This is a genomic window from Gemmatimonas sp., assembly GCF_031426495.1.
In the GTDB taxonomy this organism is placed as follows: domain Bacteria; phylum Gemmatimonadota; class Gemmatimonadetes; order Gemmatimonadales; family Gemmatimonadaceae; genus Gemmatimonas.
The window spans coordinates 1-17,132 of the sequence record NZ_JANPLK010000008.1; the positions used below are offsets into that span (position 1 = coordinate 1).

The following is a 17,132-nucleotide window of genomic DNA, read 5'->3' on the forward strand; positions in this document are numbered from 1 at the left end:
GCTACCTCGCGTATGTCACCTGGAGTGACACGGTGGGTGGACACATCTATCGCGTGCGCGCCGACGGCAGCGCTCCGGCCGAGCGTCTCACGCGGGCGGCGGCGTTCTACGACAAGATCGCGTACACGAAAGACGGGTCGCACATCATGGCCGTGCGAGGTTCACGGTACAGTCGTTTGCGGCAGTTCGAAGACTTCGGCAACATCGCCAACGGCGAGTTGGAGTACATCACGCTGCCGGCCGCGGGAGGTGAGGTCACGCGTATTGCGTGGACCGGCAGCGGTCAATCACAGCAGGGGCGCAACGTGCCTCACGTGGGACCCGACAGTACGCGCCTGTATGTATGGGCGGGTACTGAAGGATTGATTTCGATGCGCTTCGACGGCACCGATCGAAAGGTGGTGGTGCGCGTCGCGGGCCCGCCACCGCCGGCGCAGGTGCTGCCGCCGGGCGCCACGCCGCCACCGCCGCCGTCGCCCGACGAAGTCGTATTGTCGCCAGACGGAAGCCGCGCGCTCGTGCTCGCCAACAACAATGTCTTCATGATCACCGTGCCACCGGTGGTGGGTCAGGCTCCGGCCGTGGCGGTCTCGGCAAGTTCGGTACCCACGGCTCGACTCACGCGCGTGGGCGGCGAGTTCATCGGATGGTCGACCACCGGCGCGACGGCGTTCTATTCAATCGGGCGCAGCTGGTTCCAGTACGATGTGCGCACCGCCGACGTAGCGATCCGCGATTCCGTGTCGCGCGCCGATTCGATCGCCAGTGCGCCGCCAGCTACGGCGGGTGCACCAGCGCCAGGCGCGCCACGTGATACCACCCGCACGCCACAAGGTGTATCGGCGCGCGCCTACGAGGCGCGACGTGTCGACGTGACGATCACCGCGGCCAAAGACAAGCCGCGCGGTGTCGTCGTGCTGCGAAACGCGCGACTGATCACGATGCAAGGCAGCGGCGTGATCGAGCGTGGTGATGTTGTGGTCACCGACAATCGCATCACCGCGGTCGGTGCCAGCGGCACGGTGAGCATTCCCAGCGGTGCGCGCGACATCGACATGAGCGGCAAAACGATTCTCCCCGGATACGTCGATATCCACGCGCACAACTGGTTCGGTTGGGGCGTGCATCGTGATCAGGTCACGCAGCTGCTGGCGAACCTCGCCTACGGCGTCACCACGCAGCGCGATCCGCAGACGTCGGCCACCGATATTCTCACGTACTCCGATCTCATGGAAACGGGCGCGCTGATCGGACCGCGTCTCTATTCCACCGGCCCCGGCATCTTCGCTGCCGACAACATCAAAAGCCTGGACGAAGCGCGCGATGTACTGCGTCGCTACGCCGATCACTACAATACCAAGACGATCAAGCAGTATCTCGCCGGCGACCGCAAGGTGCGGCAGTGGGTGATCATGGCGGCGAAGGAGTTGGGGCTCACGGCCACGACCGAGGGTGGCTCCAACCTCACGATGAATCTCACGCTGATGCAGGACGGCTATCCGGGGCTCGAGCATGCGATGCCCATCTTCCCGCTGTTCAAGGATGTCGTGCAGCTGCAGGCGGAGAGCGGCATCACCTACACGCCCACCCTGGTCGTGGGATACGGTGGTCCGGTCGGACTGAACTACTGGCTCACGCACTACAATGTGGACGAGGACATCAAGCTGCGTCGGTTCACGCCGCACGACGAACTCGATGCGTGGAAGTCGCTGCCGTACAACCGCGACGATCAGTACATCTACAAGGGCCTCGCCGAACAGCTCAACAAGATGGTGAAGGCGGGTGGTCGGGTGGGTCTGGGTTCTCACGGCGAGCTGCAGGGACTCGGTGTGCACTGGGAGCTTTGGATGATGCAGTCCGGTGGGCTCAGTGAGTTCGAGACGCTGCGCGCCGGCACATTACATGGAGCGGAAGCCATCGGGCTCGGCAAGGACCTGGGCTCGCTCGAGGTGGGGAAGCTGGCCGACCTGCAGGTGCTCGATCGAAATCCGCTCACCGACATCAAGAACACGAACTCGGTGCGCTTCGTGATGAAGAACGGCCGGCTCTACGATGGCAACACGCTCGATGAAGTGTGGCCGCGGGCGAAGCCGTTGCCGCCGCAGTGGTGGTGGACCGAGGATCCGGCAGTGAAGCGCTAGAACGACGCCTTCGCTCGGACCCGAGAGCGATTCCACTCGAACCAGCGTTCCCTGGCCGGCAGCGGGTGCGTGGCGTAGCGCCTTTGCACCGCGGTGCGAAGCTCGGTGCGCGTTGGCTCGGGCAGCAACGTGAGCGCATTGACGATGGCCGAAACCGCATCGGCTGAGAGTTCGCCGGTGAGGTAGGCCACATCGAGCTGACCGGTGCTGGCAAACCGCTCGATGTTGCGGTGTGCGATCCACGACTCGTGGTTCCAGTACAGCAGCCCCACGAACAACACCACGGCGACGGTCGCCGTGCGACGGAACAGCCGACCGGTGTCGAGACCGCGCGCTACCTCGAGTGCGAGCAGCGCGAGCGCGGCCGCGACGATCAGCATGTAGGCCTGCGCGTACAGCCTGGCGGTGGTGAAGCCATATGCGGCCTCGTACAGCATCACGCGGTGGAAGGCGGAGCTGAGCACCAGCAGATCGGCCACGACGAGTGCGAGCGCGAGCACGCGGGCCATGGGTGCATGCCGGTCGCGTTGTCCGTAGCGCTCTGAGAGAAGAATTAGGACGGCGCTGGCAGATGCCACGATGGTGAGCTCACCGAATCCGCGTCGCGCATACTCGGCAAATGTCATATCGGTTGCCGCCATGCGGGGCAGCGATCCGAACAGATAGCCGACTTGCAGCGCGAGAAAGAGCCATAGCAATGCGGTCACGGCGGCGAGCAGCATTACGCGCTCGGTTGCGCCGAGCCAACGTGCGGGCTCTCGCGTCACGGAAGACGACGCCATGGTCGGAGCGGTCAACGCATAGCCATACGCACCGACCACAAGGCCCAGCAGCGCGGTGAAGAACACGACGCGCGGCAGAAATGCCCAGTGCGACACGATCGCGTCGATGGCATCACGCCACCGCGCCAAGGTCGGATCGGCCTCGGCCAGGAGCAGCGCGAACACGATCGAGACCGGTATGGTCAACGCGAGACCGCGGATCCACGCGCGCGCTCGCGTGGAGCGAATGTGCTCCGTGGCCTCGACGGCGCGACGCAGCGCGCAGAGCACCGCATGAAACAGCGCCACCGGGGGCGCCGTGACCGCGAAGCGTGCGGTGATTCGTGACCACGACGGATCGACGGACAGCAGCATCTGCATGGCCAGCAGCACGAGCACGCTGGCGAAGATCACGGCGTGCAGCCGGTTGCTGGCCGTGACGGCCGCAGCGCCGGCGATTGTTGTGGCGGCGATGCCAAGCAGCAACACGGGATTCGCGCTCGAGTCGGCGCGTTTGTGGCGGTGTAGCGCAATCAGTCCGGCGGCGGCGGCGCCGGTCCAGAGCGGCCAGTTGAGGCCCGGATGTGCGTCAAACAGTACCCACGCCCCGAGGGCTGCCACTGCCGCAGCGGACGCCCATAGGCGAGCGGTGCTATGCACCGCTTCACCCGGCGGTGGTTCCTGAACGCCGATGCTCGTCTCCATGGATACGAACATCGGACAAGTAGTTCAGAAAAGCAAGTACTTTTTAGTACAAAGTACATTATGGTGCATTACGCCTGGGATCGGCAAATCCGGCCGCGGAGCGAGACTGATAGTGAGTTGGTGTTGAAATCGATGATACCGTGGTTGCGGAGCGACCCTTCGGCGCCAGAGAACACACCCGTGCCGCTCACGACCGTCAATACATCGTTCACGCGGCACGTCCCGGCATCCTTCCCGGCAGGAGCGCACACCGCACGGTCGATCGTGGTAAATCCGCCTTGTTCTGAGGCGAAGAAGTGGATCAGCGTCAGGTGCTGGGCGCCTTGTGCTGTCTTGCCAGACGGATCCAGTCCGGTCACGATCGACCCGAGTATGCCGCTCACGCCGCCGATGGTCGCCGGGAACGGAAGTGCGCCCACGGTGAACTGGCCCGGCGCGTATTCGATCGTGCCGAGGGTGGCGGTCGTTTCAACGCGCACCTGATCACAGTTCGCCAGCGTGCTCGCGGTGCGCGAGGCTTCTGGCTCCAACATGGTCGGTGTTGCGTCGCTGCAACCGGACGAAAGCAGGCCGACGACGGCGACGAGGCATCGCGTGAGTAAACGAGTCGTGTGGTGCGGCATGTGCTACTCCAAAACAGGGGTGAGAAGGGCGGGCGAGTTCCTTGCGCCATCGTACATTCCTTGCGTTAGTTGATCGTTAGCTGGCTTCAGTCGGCGCTTCGTCCGATGAATGCCCCGAACCTTTCGAACCAACCCGCCGTGCGCTTGTTGAGGGGCGAGGACGACGACACAGCGCACCCGCTCACGCTTGGCCTGTTTGGCATGCCGCGATTCACCGGTCTGGGCGCGCCGCTGGCCGCGGAACTGCTCGGCAAGCCGAAAGCCTTCGCGCTGTTAGCGTATCTGGCGCTCGCCGGCAGTGATCTCCGAGGTCGCGACGAAATTCTCGCCCTCTTCTGGCCCGACTCGGACACCACACGCGCGCGCAACGCGCTGCGGCAAAGTGTCTTCCTGCTGAAGCGTTATCTCCCGGCTGATGCGTTGGTGGTGATTGGACAGGAGCGCATCGGACTGTCTGCCGCGCGCGTCCACGTCGACGCGACCACGTTTGATCTGCTGCTCGGGCAGGGACGCCTACGCGAAGCACTCGCGCTGTATCGCGGACCGCTTCTGTCGGGCTTCACCCTGTTCGAAGGGTCCGACGTCACGGCGTGGCTCTCGATCGAGCGTGACCGCGTGCATCGCCAAGCGATGCGCGGCGCGATGGGGCTCGCGCGAGAAAGCAGCGCCAACGGCGACGCGGCTGGCGCCGCTGCGTTGGTGCGCTTCGCGGTAGAGCGGTCACCGTATGATGAAGCGTTGCTGCGCGCCGGCATCACGCTGCTCAGCGAAACCGGAGATCGCCGTGGTGCGGTGGCGCTCTATGACGAGGCCGCGGTGCGATTTCGCGAGACCCTCGAGATCGCCCTATCGCCCGAGACGGAAGAGGCCGGACGCGCCTTGAACACCCCACTCGCCCCACCAGCGTACGTCGCGCCCGTCACGAATACGATGGCGCGTGCGCGCAGCGTCTCGCCCGAGGCCCGACGGTGGCATCTGAAGGCACGCGCGTTCGCCGCGCAACGTTCGCCGCTCACGATCATGAAGGCGATTGACGGCTTCGAGCACGCCATTCGACTGAGCCCGGACTATGCCGAAGCGCACGCGGGACTCGGCTTTGCGCTGTGCCAGGCGGCCGTCTACGTGGACTATCCGGGCAGCGATGTGTGGGCGCGCGCGAAGGCGCATGCGGCGCGCGCCAGCCGACTCGATCCGCAATTGGGCGAAGCGCACGCGGTGCTCGCCCACGTTACGCTCTGTTACGATTACGGTTGGCAGGCGGCCGAGTCCCTTTATCAGAAGGCAATCAGCGTCGATCCCGCGTCAACGGTGACCCGGCATTCGTATGCGCTGTATTTCCTCGCCGCCGCGAATCGCACCGACGAGGCGCTGGCGCTGCTCGACCGCGCGCGTGACGAAACGCCGGAGAATCCCGGACACAGTGTGTACTATGCCCTGTGCTGCATCTTCGGTCGGCAATTCGAGCGTGCGCAGCAGGAAGCGGAGTTGGTCATCGAGGCGCATCCCACCTTGGTGCAGGCGCAATGGATACGCGGCATGGCGCGCGAAGGGATGGGTGACTTTGCGGGTGCGATCACTGCCTTTGAACACGCGGTGTGGACGACGGGGCGCAGCTCGATGTACCTCTCGCAGCTCGGACGTGCACTGGCATGCGCGGGCGACCATGCCGGCGCGCGACGGATACTCGCGGAACTCCACGGACGCGGAAGCGACTGCGCGGCTGCGCTCTATAACAGCGCCGAGATACTGGCCGCGATGGGTGAGATTGAGCCGGCGCTCGACTGCCTCTACGGCGCGTACCGCCAGCGCAATCCGTATCTTATTTTTGCCGGCGTGAAGTACGCCTTGGATCGGCTGCGCGGTGCGAAACGGTTTCGTGATCTCCTCACGCGCGTCGGCGTACCCAGCTCCGCGCAGTCGCCGGCCTGCTGATCAGGCGCGTCGGGGGCGTACGGCGGCGTGCATGCCGTGCAGGCCGGTGGGCATCACACATGACCCATGTGGCTGTGTAGGAGCTTACTTTTGACCTGCTTCCTTCCTCATGCCTCCTCTCCGCTCATGAAAACCATCCTCGTCCTCGGCGCGAACGGATCCGTTGGCAGCGAACTCTCGCAGTCGCTCGAACAGGTTGGTCATACCGTTCGACGGGCCACGAGTCGCACCGCTGACGCCGGTGCGGTGCACGTCAATCTGCTGTCTGGTGACGGCCTCGCGAATGCCATGCAAGGCGTCGATGCCGCCTTCCTGCTGTCGCCGACGGGACATGTGAATGTCGATGAATTACTTGGCCCGGTCGTCGAGCAGGCCCGCGAACATGGTGTGCAGAAGCTGGTGCTCATGACGGCTATCGGTGTCGACACCGGGCTTTCGGCGCCGATGCGCACGGTGGAGCGCGAGGTGGAAGCGTCTGGCATCGCGTGGAATGTGATCCGCCCGAATTCATTCATGCAGAACTTGAACAGCTATTGGCTGCACGGTATCGCTCACGCCGACGCGATCATGCTGCCCGCTGGCACCGCGAAAGGAAGTTTTATCGATGCGCGCGACATTGCATCGGTGGCTGCCGCACTGCTGCAGCACAACACGTTTGACAATCGCGCCTTCGATCTCACGGGTGGTGAGGCGCTCGACTACGAAGCGGTCGCGCAGCTACTGAGCGCCGAGTCCGGTCGTGCCATTCGCTACCAGGAGATCAGCCGGGATGATATGCGCGCCGGATTGTTAGGTGCCGGACTTCCCGAACCGTACGCGGAGTTTATTCTGCTCACGCTCGACTACTTCAAGCGCGGCGACGCGGAGCGCGTGACTGATGCCGTACCACTCATCACGGGTCGTTCAGCTCGGACGATGACTGCCTACCTGAAGGACTACCGAGCCGCCTTCGTGCGATCATGACCGACACGCTTCGCGAAAGTTTGCAGGCTGCGCTCGGCGCCGCCTTTCAGCTCGGGCGTGAATTGGGCGGCGGGGGGATGAGCCGCGTCTTCCTCGCCCGCGACCAGACGCTCGAGCGCGAGGTGGTGGTCAAAATGCTGTCACCGGAGCTGGCGCAGGAGCTGTCGGTGGAACGGTTCGGCCGCGAGATCGCGCTGGCCGCGGCCCTGCAGCACGCGAACATCGTTCCGGTGCTGTCCGCCGGAGTGACCAGCGAGGGGCTGCCGTTCTACCTGATGCCGTTCGTCGAGGGCGCCTCGCTGCGCGAGCGGGTTGGCGGCGGGCGCACCATGCCGATCGCGGACGTTCTTCTCGTGCTCAACGACGTGACGCGCGCGCTGGCCTACGCCCATGGCCGTGGTGTGGTGCACCGCGACATCAAGTCGGACAATGTGATGCTCTCCGGCGGGGCGGCGCTGGTCACTGACTTCGGCATCGCCAAGGCGATGAGCTCGGCCCGCACGGCGTCGAGCGATAGCCAGCTGACCCGCATGGGCACGTCACTGGGAAGTCCGGCGTACATGGCGCCGGAGCAAGGCGCCGGGGACCCCGATACCGATCATCGCGCCGACATCTACGCACTCGGTGCGATGGCGTATGAGCTGCTGACCGGATCCACACCATTCGGCGATCGACCGGCACACGCGCAGTTGATTGCCCATCTGTCGGAAGCACCAGTGCCGGTGGCCACGCGACGTCCTGATGTGCCCGAGCCGCTTGCCCGACTCGTGATGCAATGCCTGGAGAAGGATCCGGTCGATCGCCCGCAACAGGCGGCGGATGTGCTCGAGCACTTGGCCGATGCGGCGTCGGCGTCACGCACCGGCACGACGGGGCAGTACGCGGCTGGCACGACGGCCGCGAGCCCCTCGACAAGCGCGGCCAACGTCTCGACGCGCCGGGGCACGCGCGGCTTGCTCATCGGCGGTGTCGCGCTTGCCGCCGTCGCCGCGGTCGGGTGGTTTGCCACACGTGCACCCGCCAAGGCCACCGGACCGGATGACTCGCTGGTGGCGGTGATGCCGTTTGCGGTGCGCGATGCGTCGCTCAATGTGTGGCGTGAAGGACTGGTGGACATTCTGTCGCGCAGCCTCGATGGCGCCGGGGCACTGCGTTCGGTGTCGCCGTCCATGAGTATTGCGCAATCACCCGACCGGGCCGACGTCACGACGGCCACGGCGCTCGGCACATCCCTTGGCGCCGGCTTGGTGTTGTTCGGCGACATCAGTCCGTTGGGCAGGGACTCGGTGAGGTTGCGCGCGGCCCTGGTCAATGTCGCCGACAGCGCCGTGCGTCAGGAAGTCGACGTCAGCGGGCCCACGCTACGCATCGATGCGCTGGCCGATTCGCTCGCGCTGCGGCTGTTGCGTGCCATGGGGGGCAGTGGCTCGCTGGCCAAGGGCGCGCGCATTTCGTCGATGGGCACGTCGTCGTTGGCGGCGCTCAAATTGTACCTGCAGGGACAGCAGTTCTATCGACGCGGCGTAGTGGACTCGTCGCAGCTGGCATTCGAAGCGGCCGTGGCAAGCGACTCGATGTTCGCGCTGGGCTGGCGCGGCGTGGCATCGGTCTACATTCGCACGGGGCGCGAAGCCGCGCCGGAAGCGCAGGCGGCACTCGACCGGGCTATTCGCCTATTCCGCGGCGGCAGTCCCCGCGACAGCCTGCTACTGCACGGTGACGCGCTCCGCTTGGCCGTCGTACGGCGCACACCAGCGGCGAATGAAGCGATCAACGACATTCCCGCCGTCACGGAGTTGCTCACCGCACTTCGCGGGTCCACGAGTCGGTATCCAAGTGACGCCGAGCTGTGGCTCGAGCTGGGCGATGCCGGATATCACTTCGGCGAGCTGGCCGGCGTGTTGGATACCGCGATACTTCGGGACTTCGCGCGGGCGATCGAACTCGACTCGATGCTGCTGGTCCCGTACGTCCACGCCTACGGGCTGGCGCTACGCACGGGCCGCTTGCGCGAGGCGGCGACCTACGCGCGCGGGCTGCAACGATTGTCTCCGCCCAGCGCGGCGCCCTACTACGCGCTGCAGGCCAGTCTGCTCGACTCGGCGCCGTCGTTAAGCGCCTTGGCAAAGGCGACGATCGATTCGCTGCCGTTGGCGTATGCGGCGAAGAGTCTGCAGGATCTGGGGACGTCGCCGGAGGCGAGCGCCTTGTCGCTGGCTATCGCTGCGCACCAATCGGCACGACTGGCGGCGAACCCGAGCCTTCCCGACTCGGCGGCGTTTGCCCAGCGGCTGCTGTTCGCCCAGGCGCAGCGCGGCAAGTTGATCGCGACGCCACAACTGCTCACGTTCAGCGAGCGTGCGCTGTTGGCGCAGATGGGACAGCTGCCGTCGGCGGATCTCCTGAGTGAGGCGCGGCCACTCCTCACACGTCAACCCGCGACGCTGGGGTCGATGTTTGCGCTGTATGCCGGTGCGCGTGATACCGCGTCGCTACAGCTGCTTGTGAGCGCCTTCGACAGTGTCGATGTGGCGGCACGGGCACGTGGACAGGACCGCATCGCGCACTACGGAGACGTCGCGCGATCGTATCTGGCACTCGCCCGTGGTGACACGGCGGCCGCGTTGCGCGGCTTGCTCGCCCTGCCGATGGCGATGTGTAGCAGTGCTCCATGTGCCGCCACCACCACGAGCAGGCTGCTCGTGCAGGCCAAACGTGATGCCGATGCGGCGCGCGTGCTGGATCGCGCGATCCCGACGGCCATGTCGGCACTGAACGCCGCGCCGATGATGCTGCTGCGCGCGGAGATCGCCGAACGGATGGGGGATCGCCCCAGCGCACGAAAGTGGTACGCGCGCGTGGTTGCGCATTGGGGCGGCGGTGACGCGGCGGTACAGGAGACGGTTACCGCCGCTCGAGCGGGCTTGGCGCGCGTTCGGTAGCTTGCAAGCATGACCACTTATGGAACCCGAATGGTTCGCGCGTACGCACTCGTGAGTCTCGCCCTCGCGTGCATCGGCTGCGCCACGCCGAAGACGCCGGAGTCCACGCTGAAGGTGTCGTACTACGCGCAGGACTCGGCATTCACCAGCGCGGAGCCGCTCCGCGTGTCCGTCGGTTCGGGCGAACAGCTCCGAAGCCTGCGTGGCATCGAGCTGACACCGTATCACCCGTTTCTCGTGTCGGGGGTGATGCCGCTCGACACCGGGGCGACGCTGCCGATCACGGTGGTGATGTTGGGCGCCGATGCCGACACCGCCGCGAAGGCACAGCTCACGTTCGGTCCGGTCGAGGCGGCCACGTCGTACACGCTCGGCATCAGTGCGGGAGGTCGCAACCCATCGAGTGCACCGTCACGCTGCGGCGTGCAGATCGCCGTGCCGATGAGGCGCGCGGGCGACGGGTCGCGCGGCGATTCGCTCTTCGTGAGCATCAGCGGTGTGCGCGGTGGCAAAGAATGCTGAGCAGGCGCGTCCCGATGGTGTTCGGGCTGGTACTGGCCTCGGTGTTGGCTGCGAGCTGCGGCGACAGCGCGCGCACAGCGAGCAACACCGATACTACCGATTCGTCAGGCGTGACAATTGTGCGTGGGTCGGCGACCGATGTGCCACTCCGGTGGACGTTTGCCGAGCTCGGTCGCATTGGCGGCGCGGACACCGGTGTACAGTCGTTCGACAACGTCTCACCGTTCTCGGTGGCGACGGATGGCTCCTCGCACGTCGCGGTGCTCGATGCCGCACATTCCAATCAGATCCACGTCTTCGATTCGTCGGGCACCTGGATACGAACGGTAGGGCGTCGCGGCGGCGGACCCGGCGAGATGGAGTATCCGGAGGGCATCGACGTCGACCGTGACGGCAGCGTGTCGGTCATGGACCACGCCAAGCAGGCGCTTCTTTCGTGGGACCCGGCCGGTGCCGTGCTCCCTGAGCGTAAACTCATCACCGCACGCGGTCGCCCGTGGGGCACGGTGCGTCGTCGTGGGGACACGCTGTACACCGCGATCGACATCGTGGGCGACACGACGGTCCAAGTGCGGCGTCTCGAACGATGGACCTCGCGCGATACCCTCGCGATCGACTCCACGCTGAGTCCGCGCCCGAAGATGGTGATGTTCAAGTGTGTCGGGCTCGCGTTGCCGCCGCTGTTCTCCAGCGAAATCGCGTGGACGGTGGACGGCGATCGCCTCATCTCCACGCAGCAGTCTGCCTACGTCGTGGACATCTCACGCCACGGCCGGCGAGAGCGCAGCGTGCGACGTGACGTGGCCCCGATGGCTGCCAAGACCACGGATGCGGCCAAGTTGTACCCGGAGGGACTCAAGGTCCGCTTCGGTCGCGATGGCGAGTGCGTGACGCCGAGCGCCGAGGTGGGCGAAAAGGTCGGCGTGGCGCCGACGCTTCCGGTAATCCGCGCCATGGTGGTCGCACCCGATGGCACGTTGTGGGTGGAGCGGTACACGTTCGCGGACGAAACGCCACGCACCGATGTATTCGATCGCGATGGCCACTATCTGGGCACGGCCAGTGGGCGATCGCTGCCACTTGGCTTTCTCGGTCCCGACGTGGTGCTCTTCCCGATCAAGAACGACGACGACGGCACGGCTGTGATCGGGATCTACCGCATCGCACGCTGAGTTCAGTCGCCCGTCGCGAGCCACAGCTCCGACAGCGCCACATCGGCACGAAACGCCGTCTTGCCCTCGCTCACTTCGGGGTGCGAGCCTTCCAGAGTGCCAGCAGGGCTGCTTCACGCTCCGGCGTAAAGCCCGTCTTGATCGCCGCCTGGCGCGCAGCTGGCAGCGTCTTCCACCAGGCGAGTGTATCGCGCGCGGTGTCTTCCATCGGGCGCACCACCAGCCCCGCCTTGAGCTCGGGCGTGATGTCGATCCGGGCAAATCCGGCCGTGCGTCCGCGCATGACCTGATACACTGGCAGTTCGCGGCCATAGGGATTGGCGCCGTTCGCACGCAGGAAATCGGCATCTACCCACGTATAGGTGGGGCTGCTGCCAACGCCCTTCTGAATGCGCGAGACGAACTCTTTGAACGGCTGTCCCATCTGTGGACCGACGCCGTTGAATACCCCATACGTGCGGTTCTCGACCAGCGTGATGCAGAACTTCACGAGGTCACGCGCGTCGATGATTTGCACGTGATCGGTGCCATCACCCGGCACCAGCACGTCACCGCCACGCGCGATACGCACCGGCCAGTACGTGAAGCGATCGGTGTCGTCCTCCGGCCCCACGATGAGCCCCGGACGCACCACCGTGACGCGCCCCGGCATCGCGGCATGCGCGGCCTTCTCGGCATATGCTTTCGCATGTCCGTAACTGAGCGGCCTGCCCGCTTCGATGGGCGAGTTTTCGAGCGTGAGTACCGGCGCCTCGATCGACATCGGCACGCGACTGAGGTCCTGATAGACCGAGCGCGTGGAGATGAACAGGTACTGATCGACGTTGTCGCGCAGCAGCTCGGCCGAAAGCTTCACCCACTCCGGTGCGCTCGCGAGTGATGCGGATTCGTCGATCACGGCGTCCCACTTCCGACCCTTCAGCGCGCTCAGGTCGTTGGCGCGATCACCGGCCAGCTCTTCGACATCCTTGCCGAACATGCCGGGCGCACTCTTGCCACGATTGAAGATCGTGACCTGATGTCCGCGCTTGAGCGCTTCGCGCACGTCGTGCGGTCCGACGAAGCCGGTGCCGCCAAGAATGAGGATTTTCTTCGCCGCGCGAGCGGGCATGAGCACGCGCGGATCGAAGGTGGATACGGCGCCCAACGCAGCAAGACCGGTCCCGATGAATTCACGACGGCTGTACATGATGCGCGGGGCTGAGGGACGGAAACAACTTGGCGGAGACGCCGGTGAAATCACCGTGCTCCGCCAAGAGTATCCCTATTGCTGCACCGACACTAGGCGTTACGGAACCAGCGCCACCTGGCCACGCAGCTCGCCACCAGCGTTGGCGTCGGTGTGCAGGTTCACGTAAATGCCACCGGCGCGCAGCTGACTGACCAACGCGCTGAGCGGCTGGCCGGCGAGCGTTCCGCTCAGGTTGGTCGCGGTGATGAACTGCCGGCCGATACGTCCGTTCTGAGGGCCCGTCAGAGTGGGCGGCTCGACCAATGTGGCGACGACCGCGCCGTTTGCACCACGGGCACCGGTATGGAAATGGCCAAACCGAACATTGGAGAGGCCATTCACCGTAATGCTCACGAACAACGTGTCGTTTGTGCGGCTGAGTGTAAACTCGCTGCTGCCGGTAGCGGCGGTGACCACGGGCGGCACTTCCTCGCTGCCCACCAAGGTCGCCCGAAACTTCACGAGCGGCGTGGGTGCTACGGGCGTTTCGTCGTCGCTGCAATTGGCGAGCGCGGCACCGACCAGCAATGCGCCCACGAGGGAAGCGGCGGAACGGCTGAAGCGGCGAAAGTTGGGACGAGTGGACATAGGATGCTTTTGAGGGTTCACGGCTGGTCTCAGCGGTGAACCCTCAATAGCTCAGTGGCGCAAGTAGTTCCGAGCGACCTTCAGTTGGTCGCCCGGCACTCAGGCGAGCTCGAACCGGTCCAGGTTCATCACCTTGGTCCACGCGGCCACGAAGTCCTGCACGAACTTCGCCGTGGCATCGCTCTGTGCGTACACCTCGGCTACCGCACGCAGCTCCGAGTTCGAACCGAAAATCAGGTCCACACGCGTCGCCGTGTACTTCACATCACCGGTCGCCCGGTCGCGCCCTTCAAACAGATCGCCCGCCTCCGACAGCGGCTTCCACGCGGTGCTCATGTCGAGCAGGTTCACGAAGAAGTCGTTGGTGAGCGTCTCAGGACGGTCGGTGAATACGCCGTGCTTCGACTGACCGTGGTTCGCGTTCAGCACGCGCAGTCCACCCACCAGCGCTGTCATTTCGGGGGCGGTGAGCGTGAGCAGCTGGGCCCTGTCGACCAAGAGCTCTTCGGCGGGCACGGTAAAGGCGTTCTGCTGATAATTGCGGAAGCCGTCGACCTTCGGCTCGAGCACATCGTATGCGTGCACATCCGTCTGTTCCTGCAACGCATCCATGCGTCCGGGAGTGAACGGCACGTTGAGGTGATGCCCGGCGTTGGCCGCCGCCTGCTCAATCGCGGCGCATCCGCCAAGCACGATGAGGTCAGCGATCGATACCTGCTTCCCGCTGGTCTGCGAAGCGTTGAACTGCTGCTGAATCGTCTCGTAGATCTCGAGCGCGCGGGCGAGCTTCACCGGCTGATTCACGTCCCAGTTCTTGGCCGGCTCCAACCGAATGCGCGAACCATTGGCACCGCCTCGCTTGTCGGAGCCGCGGAACGTCGACGCAGACGCCCACGCGGTGGCGACCAGCTGCCCGATCGAAAGGCCTGAGGCCAGGATGGTGGTCTTGAGCGCGGCAATGTCCTGCGCATCGACCAGCGGGTGGTTCAGCGCCGGAATGGGATCCTGCCAGATCAGTACTTCGGACGGCACGAGCGCGCCGAGATAGCGCGCGCGCGGCCCCATGTCACGGTGCGTGAGCTTGAACCACGCGCGGGCGTAGGCGTCGGCCAGCTGATCGGGGTTTTCGTGGTAACGCTTCGAAATGGCCAAATACGCTGGATCGACGCGGAGCGCGATGTCGGTCGTCGCCATCATCGGCGCGTGTCGCTTGGCCGGATTGTGGGCGTCGGGCACCGTCGTCGCGGCGGCGGGGTCGGTCGGCGTCCACTGGTGCGCGCCGGCCGGGCTCTTGGTGAGCTGCCACTCGTAGCCGAAGAGCGTGTCGAAGTAGCCGGTGTCCCACTTGATCGGATTGGGCGTCCAGGCACCCTCAACACCACTGGTGATGGTGTGCTCGCCCTTGCCGCTGCCGAACGCGTTCTTCCAGCCAAGCCCCTGTTCGTCGATGCTGGCGCCTTCGGGCTCGACACCGACCAATGCTTCGGGGCCGGCGCCGTGTGCCTTCCCAAAGGTGTGGCCACCGGCAATGAGGGCGACGGTTTCTTCGTCGTTCATCGCCATGCGCGCGAAAGTCTCACGGATATCGCGAGCCGACGCCATCGGGTCGGGATTGCCGTTCGGCCCCTGCGGATTCACATAGATCAGGCCCATCTGCACGGCCGCCAACGGCTGCTCGAGCTCGCGATCGCCCGTGTAGCGCTGGTCGCCCAGCCACTCGGTCTCGGAACCCCAGTAAATGTCTTCCTGCGGCTCCCACACGTCGGCGCGACCACCGGCAAAGCCGAAGGTCGTGAAGCCCATCGACTCCATCGCGACGTTGCCGGTGAGCACCATCAAGTCGGCCCAGGAAATCTTCTGGCCGTACTTCTGCTTAATGGGCCACAGCAGACGACGGGCCTTGTCGAGATTGCCGTTGTCCGGCCAGCTGTTGAGCGGCGCGAAGCGCTGCGTGCCGGCGGAAGCACCGCCACGACCATCAGCCGTGCGATACGTGCCGGCGGCGTGCCACGCCATGCGCACAAAGAACGGCCCGTAGTGCCCGTAGTCGGCCGGCCACCAGTCCTGCGAATCGGTCATGAGCGCGGTGAGGTCCTTCCGCACCGCTTCGATGTCGAGCGACTTGAACGCGTCGGCATAGCTGAAGCCAGCGCCGAGCGGATCCGAGAGCGAGGAATGCTGACGAAGAATTCCGACGTTGAGCGCGTTCGGCCACCAGTCACGATTCGATCGACCGCGCCGTGCGGTCTTGCTTTCGACAGCGACTGCGCCGTGCATCACCGGACACTTGCCCGCGCCCTCTCCATCCATGCCTTCCATCGCGATCTCCCGATCTTCGCAGCGTTGAATGAGCGGTCTGATTCGCGACCAAGCTCATGGACTATCCCCGTACCGTCTGCTTGAGAATACGGCCTCAGCCTATAGCCCGCAATGCGATAGATGTTATACAAGCCATAGCTATTGCTTATACTTGTGTATGGACACGCTCTTGCTTCGCGCTTTTGTCGAGACCGCCGACGCTGGGTCATTAAGTCGGGCGGCGCGACTCCTCTCGCTCTCGCAGCCGTCGCTGACCGGGCAGATCCAGCGGCTTGAAACGCACCTGGGTGCGCCGCTGTTCGACCGGCATGGGCGCGGGGTGTCGCTGACCGACGCGGGGAAAGCCCTGTATCCACGGGCGCGTCGCATTCTCGACGACGTGCGTGATACGGAAGACGCGATTCGTCGGGAGGGCGCCGAGGGAACGGGCACGCTGAGTGTCGGCGCCATTCCGACCGTGGCGCCGTACGTGTTGCCGGGGGCCGTGCAGCGGCTGCGATCGCGTCACCGCGCCATTCGGGTGGAGCTTCGCGAGGACTACAGCGCCGTGCTGGCCAAGCTGCTACTGGACGGTGCACTCGACGTGGTGATTGCTGCGCTGCCCTATCCCTTCGACCATCTCGATACGGAGTTGCTCGGCACGGACGCTTTGGTGGTGGCCGTCCCGGCATCTCATGCCGCAGCGCGCGCCGGTCGCATTACCCTGTCGCAGCTGCGTGACGCGCCCGCCGTCACGCTCGATCCGGCGCATTGTCTCGGTGAACAGGTGGCGGGGTTCTGCTCGAGCCGGCAGGTGTCGCCGAGTGTGGTGTGTCGCAGTGCGCAGCTGGCGACCGTGCTGGAGCTCGTGGGGGCAGGCGTGGGGATCTCGATCGTGCCGGCGATGGCGGCGGTCCGCCACAACACACCGCAGTGCGCGTATGTGCCGCTGGTCGACCACACCCTGCAACGTGAGATCGTGGCCGTGTGGCGACGCGGGGCGGGGCAATCGGCGCCGGCGCGGGCGTTTGTGGAATGCGTGCGGGACGTGGTGAGGGTAGGGTAGGGGTTCAGTATTCAGTATTCCGTGAACAGGCGTCGGTCGTCTGACGGCGGCGGATTCAACCAGTGAGTGCAACAGGGCGTAGTTGCACACACTCACTGGAGCAACGAGATGGTGGAGCGAGGTCGACCGGGGCTATCGAGGGCGGAGAAGAACGTGGTGTGGGTGCAGTATCGGGCGGGAGCGTCGTT

At 65.3% G+C, this 17,132-nt stretch carries 12 protein-coding genes; 7 read left to right on the forward strand and 5 right to left on the reverse strand.

Annotation, left to right across the window (positions count from 1 at the left end; genetic code table 11):
• The coding region (locus RMP10_RS02695; protein ID WP_310568932.1) for an amidohydrolase family protein at window positions 1–2,141 on the forward strand (2,141 nt) is incomplete at its 5' end.
• Here RMP10_RS02695 and RMP10_RS02700 read toward each other — a convergent pair.
• Both RMP10_RS02700 and RMP10_RS02705 read right to left on the reverse strand, forming a co-directional pair.
• Window positions 2,138–3,619, reverse strand: a complete 1,482-nt coding sequence (locus RMP10_RS02700) for a DUF4173 domain-containing protein (RefSeq protein ID WP_310568933.1) — start codon at window positions 3,617–3,619, stop codon at window positions 2,138–2,140. The two genes, RMP10_RS02695 and RMP10_RS02700, sit on opposite strands and share 4 nt — an antisense overlap.
• 56 nt (window positions 3,620–3,675) lie before the next feature.
• Window positions 3,676–4,230, reverse strand: coding sequence for a hypothetical protein (locus RMP10_RS02705; protein WP_310568934.1), 555 nt, complete (start codon window positions 4,228–4,230; stop codon window positions 3,676–3,678).
• A gap of 105 nt (window positions 4,231–4,335) precedes the next feature.
• On the opposite strand from RMP10_RS02705, the gene RMP10_RS02710 reads away from it, so the two are divergent.
• The 5 genes from RMP10_RS02710 (at window position 4,336) to RMP10_RS02730 (ending at window position 11,761) form a co-directional block, all read left to right on the forward strand.
• Complete coding sequence (locus RMP10_RS02710) at window positions 4,336–6,162, forward strand: tetratricopeptide repeat protein (RefSeq protein ID WP_310568935.1); 1,827 nt, start codon at window positions 4,336–4,338, stop codon at window positions 6,160–6,162.
• Window positions 6,163–6,288: 126 nt separating this feature from the next.
• Window positions 6,289–7,125, forward strand: a complete 837-nt coding sequence (locus RMP10_RS02715; RefSeq protein WP_310568936.1) for an NAD(P)H-binding protein — start codon at window positions 6,289–6,291, stop codon at window positions 7,123–7,125.
• The gene (locus tag RMP10_RS02720) at window positions 7,122–10,067 is read left to right on the forward strand and encodes a serine/threonine-protein kinase (protein ID WP_310568937.1); all 2,946 of its coding nucleotides are present in this window, start codon (window positions 7,122–7,124) and stop codon (window positions 10,065–10,067) included. The genes RMP10_RS02715 and RMP10_RS02720 overlap by 4 nt, the downstream gene beginning before the upstream one ends.
• 9 nt (window positions 10,068–10,076) lie before the next feature.
• Window positions 10,077–10,589: a hypothetical protein gene (locus RMP10_RS02725; protein ID WP_310568938.1), complete on the forward strand. Its 513-nt coding sequence runs from the start codon at window positions 10,077–10,079 to the stop codon at window positions 10,587–10,589.
• A complete protein-coding gene (locus RMP10_RS02730; RefSeq protein ID WP_310568939.1) occupies window positions 10,583–11,761 on the forward strand; it encodes a 6-bladed beta-propeller in 1,179 nt (392 codons plus the stop codon). Before RMP10_RS02725 ends, RMP10_RS02730 begins: the two co-directional genes overlap by 7 nt.
• 70 nt (window positions 11,762–11,831) lie before the next feature.
• On the opposite strand, the gene RMP10_RS02735 is transcribed toward RMP10_RS02730, so the two are convergent.
• The 3 genes from RMP10_RS02735 to katG form a co-directional block, all read right to left on the reverse strand.
• Complete coding sequence (locus RMP10_RS02735) at window positions 11,832–12,950, reverse strand: NAD-dependent epimerase/dehydratase family protein (protein WP_310568940.1); 1,119 nt, start codon at window positions 12,948–12,950, stop codon at window positions 11,832–11,834.
• Window positions 12,951–13,049: 99 nt separating this feature from the next.
• Complete coding sequence (locus RMP10_RS02740) at window positions 13,050–13,580, reverse strand: CHRD domain-containing protein (protein ID WP_310568941.1); 531 nt, start codon at window positions 13,578–13,580, stop codon at window positions 13,050–13,052.
• 99 nt (window positions 13,581–13,679) lie between these two features.
• Complete coding sequence (katG, locus tag RMP10_RS02745) at window positions 13,680–15,890, reverse strand: catalase/peroxidase HPI (RefSeq protein ID WP_345785770.1); 2,211 nt, start codon at window positions 15,888–15,890, stop codon at window positions 13,680–13,682.
• A 166-nt stretch (window positions 15,891–16,056) separates the two neighbouring features.
• Here katG and RMP10_RS02750 point away from each other — a divergent pair, with 166 nt between their 5' ends.
• On the forward strand, window positions 16,057–16,944 hold the full coding sequence (locus tag RMP10_RS02750) for a LysR family transcriptional regulator (protein ID WP_310568943.1): 888 nt from the start codon (window positions 16,057–16,059) through the stop codon (window positions 16,942–16,944).
• Window positions 16,945–17,132: the final 188 nt, after the last annotated feature.

What these genes read in the sequence shown, in the direction of transcription:
- RMP10_RS02700 (WP_310568933.1), bottom strand. Translation starts at nt 3,619, where the DNA reads ATGTTCGTATCCATGGAGACGAGCATCGGCGTTCAGGAACCACCGCCG.
- RMP10_RS02705 (WP_310568934.1), bottom strand. Translation starts at nt 4,230, where the DNA reads ATGCCGCACCACACGACTCGTTTACTCACGCGATGCCTCGTCGCCGTC.
- RMP10_RS02710 (WP_310568935.1), top strand. Translation starts at nt 4,336, where the DNA reads ATGAATGCCCCGAACCTTTCGAACCAACCCGCCGTGCGCTTGTTGAGG.
- RMP10_RS02715 (WP_310568936.1), top strand. Translation starts at nt 6,289, where the DNA reads ATGAAAACCATCCTCGTCCTCGGCGCGAACGGATCCGTTGGCAGCGAA.
- RMP10_RS02720 (WP_310568937.1), top strand. Translation starts at nt 7,122, where the DNA reads ATGACCGACACGCTTCGCGAAAGTTTGCAGGCTGCGCTCGGCGCCGCC.
- RMP10_RS02725 (WP_310568938.1), top strand. Translation starts at nt 10,077, where the DNA reads ATGACCACTTATGGAACCCGAATGGTTCGCGCGTACGCACTCGTGAGT.
- RMP10_RS02730 (WP_310568939.1), top strand. Translation starts at nt 10,583, where the DNA reads ATGCTGAGCAGGCGCGTCCCGATGGTGTTCGGGCTGGTACTGGCCTCG.
- RMP10_RS02735 (WP_310568940.1), bottom strand. Translation starts at nt 12,950, where the DNA reads ATGTACAGCCGTCGTGAATTCATCGGGACCGGTCTTGCTGCGTTGGGC.
- RMP10_RS02740 (WP_310568941.1), bottom strand. Translation starts at nt 13,580, where the DNA reads ATGTCCACTCGTCCCAACTTTCGCCGCTTCAGCCGTTCCGCCGCTTCC.
- katG (WP_345785770.1), bottom strand. Translation starts at nt 15,890, where the DNA reads ATGGATGGAGAGGGCGCGGGCAAGTGTCCGGTGATGCACGGCGCAGTC.
- RMP10_RS02750 (WP_310568943.1), top strand. Translation starts at nt 16,057, where the DNA reads ATGGACACGCTCTTGCTTCGCGCTTTTGTCGAGACCGCCGACGCTGGG.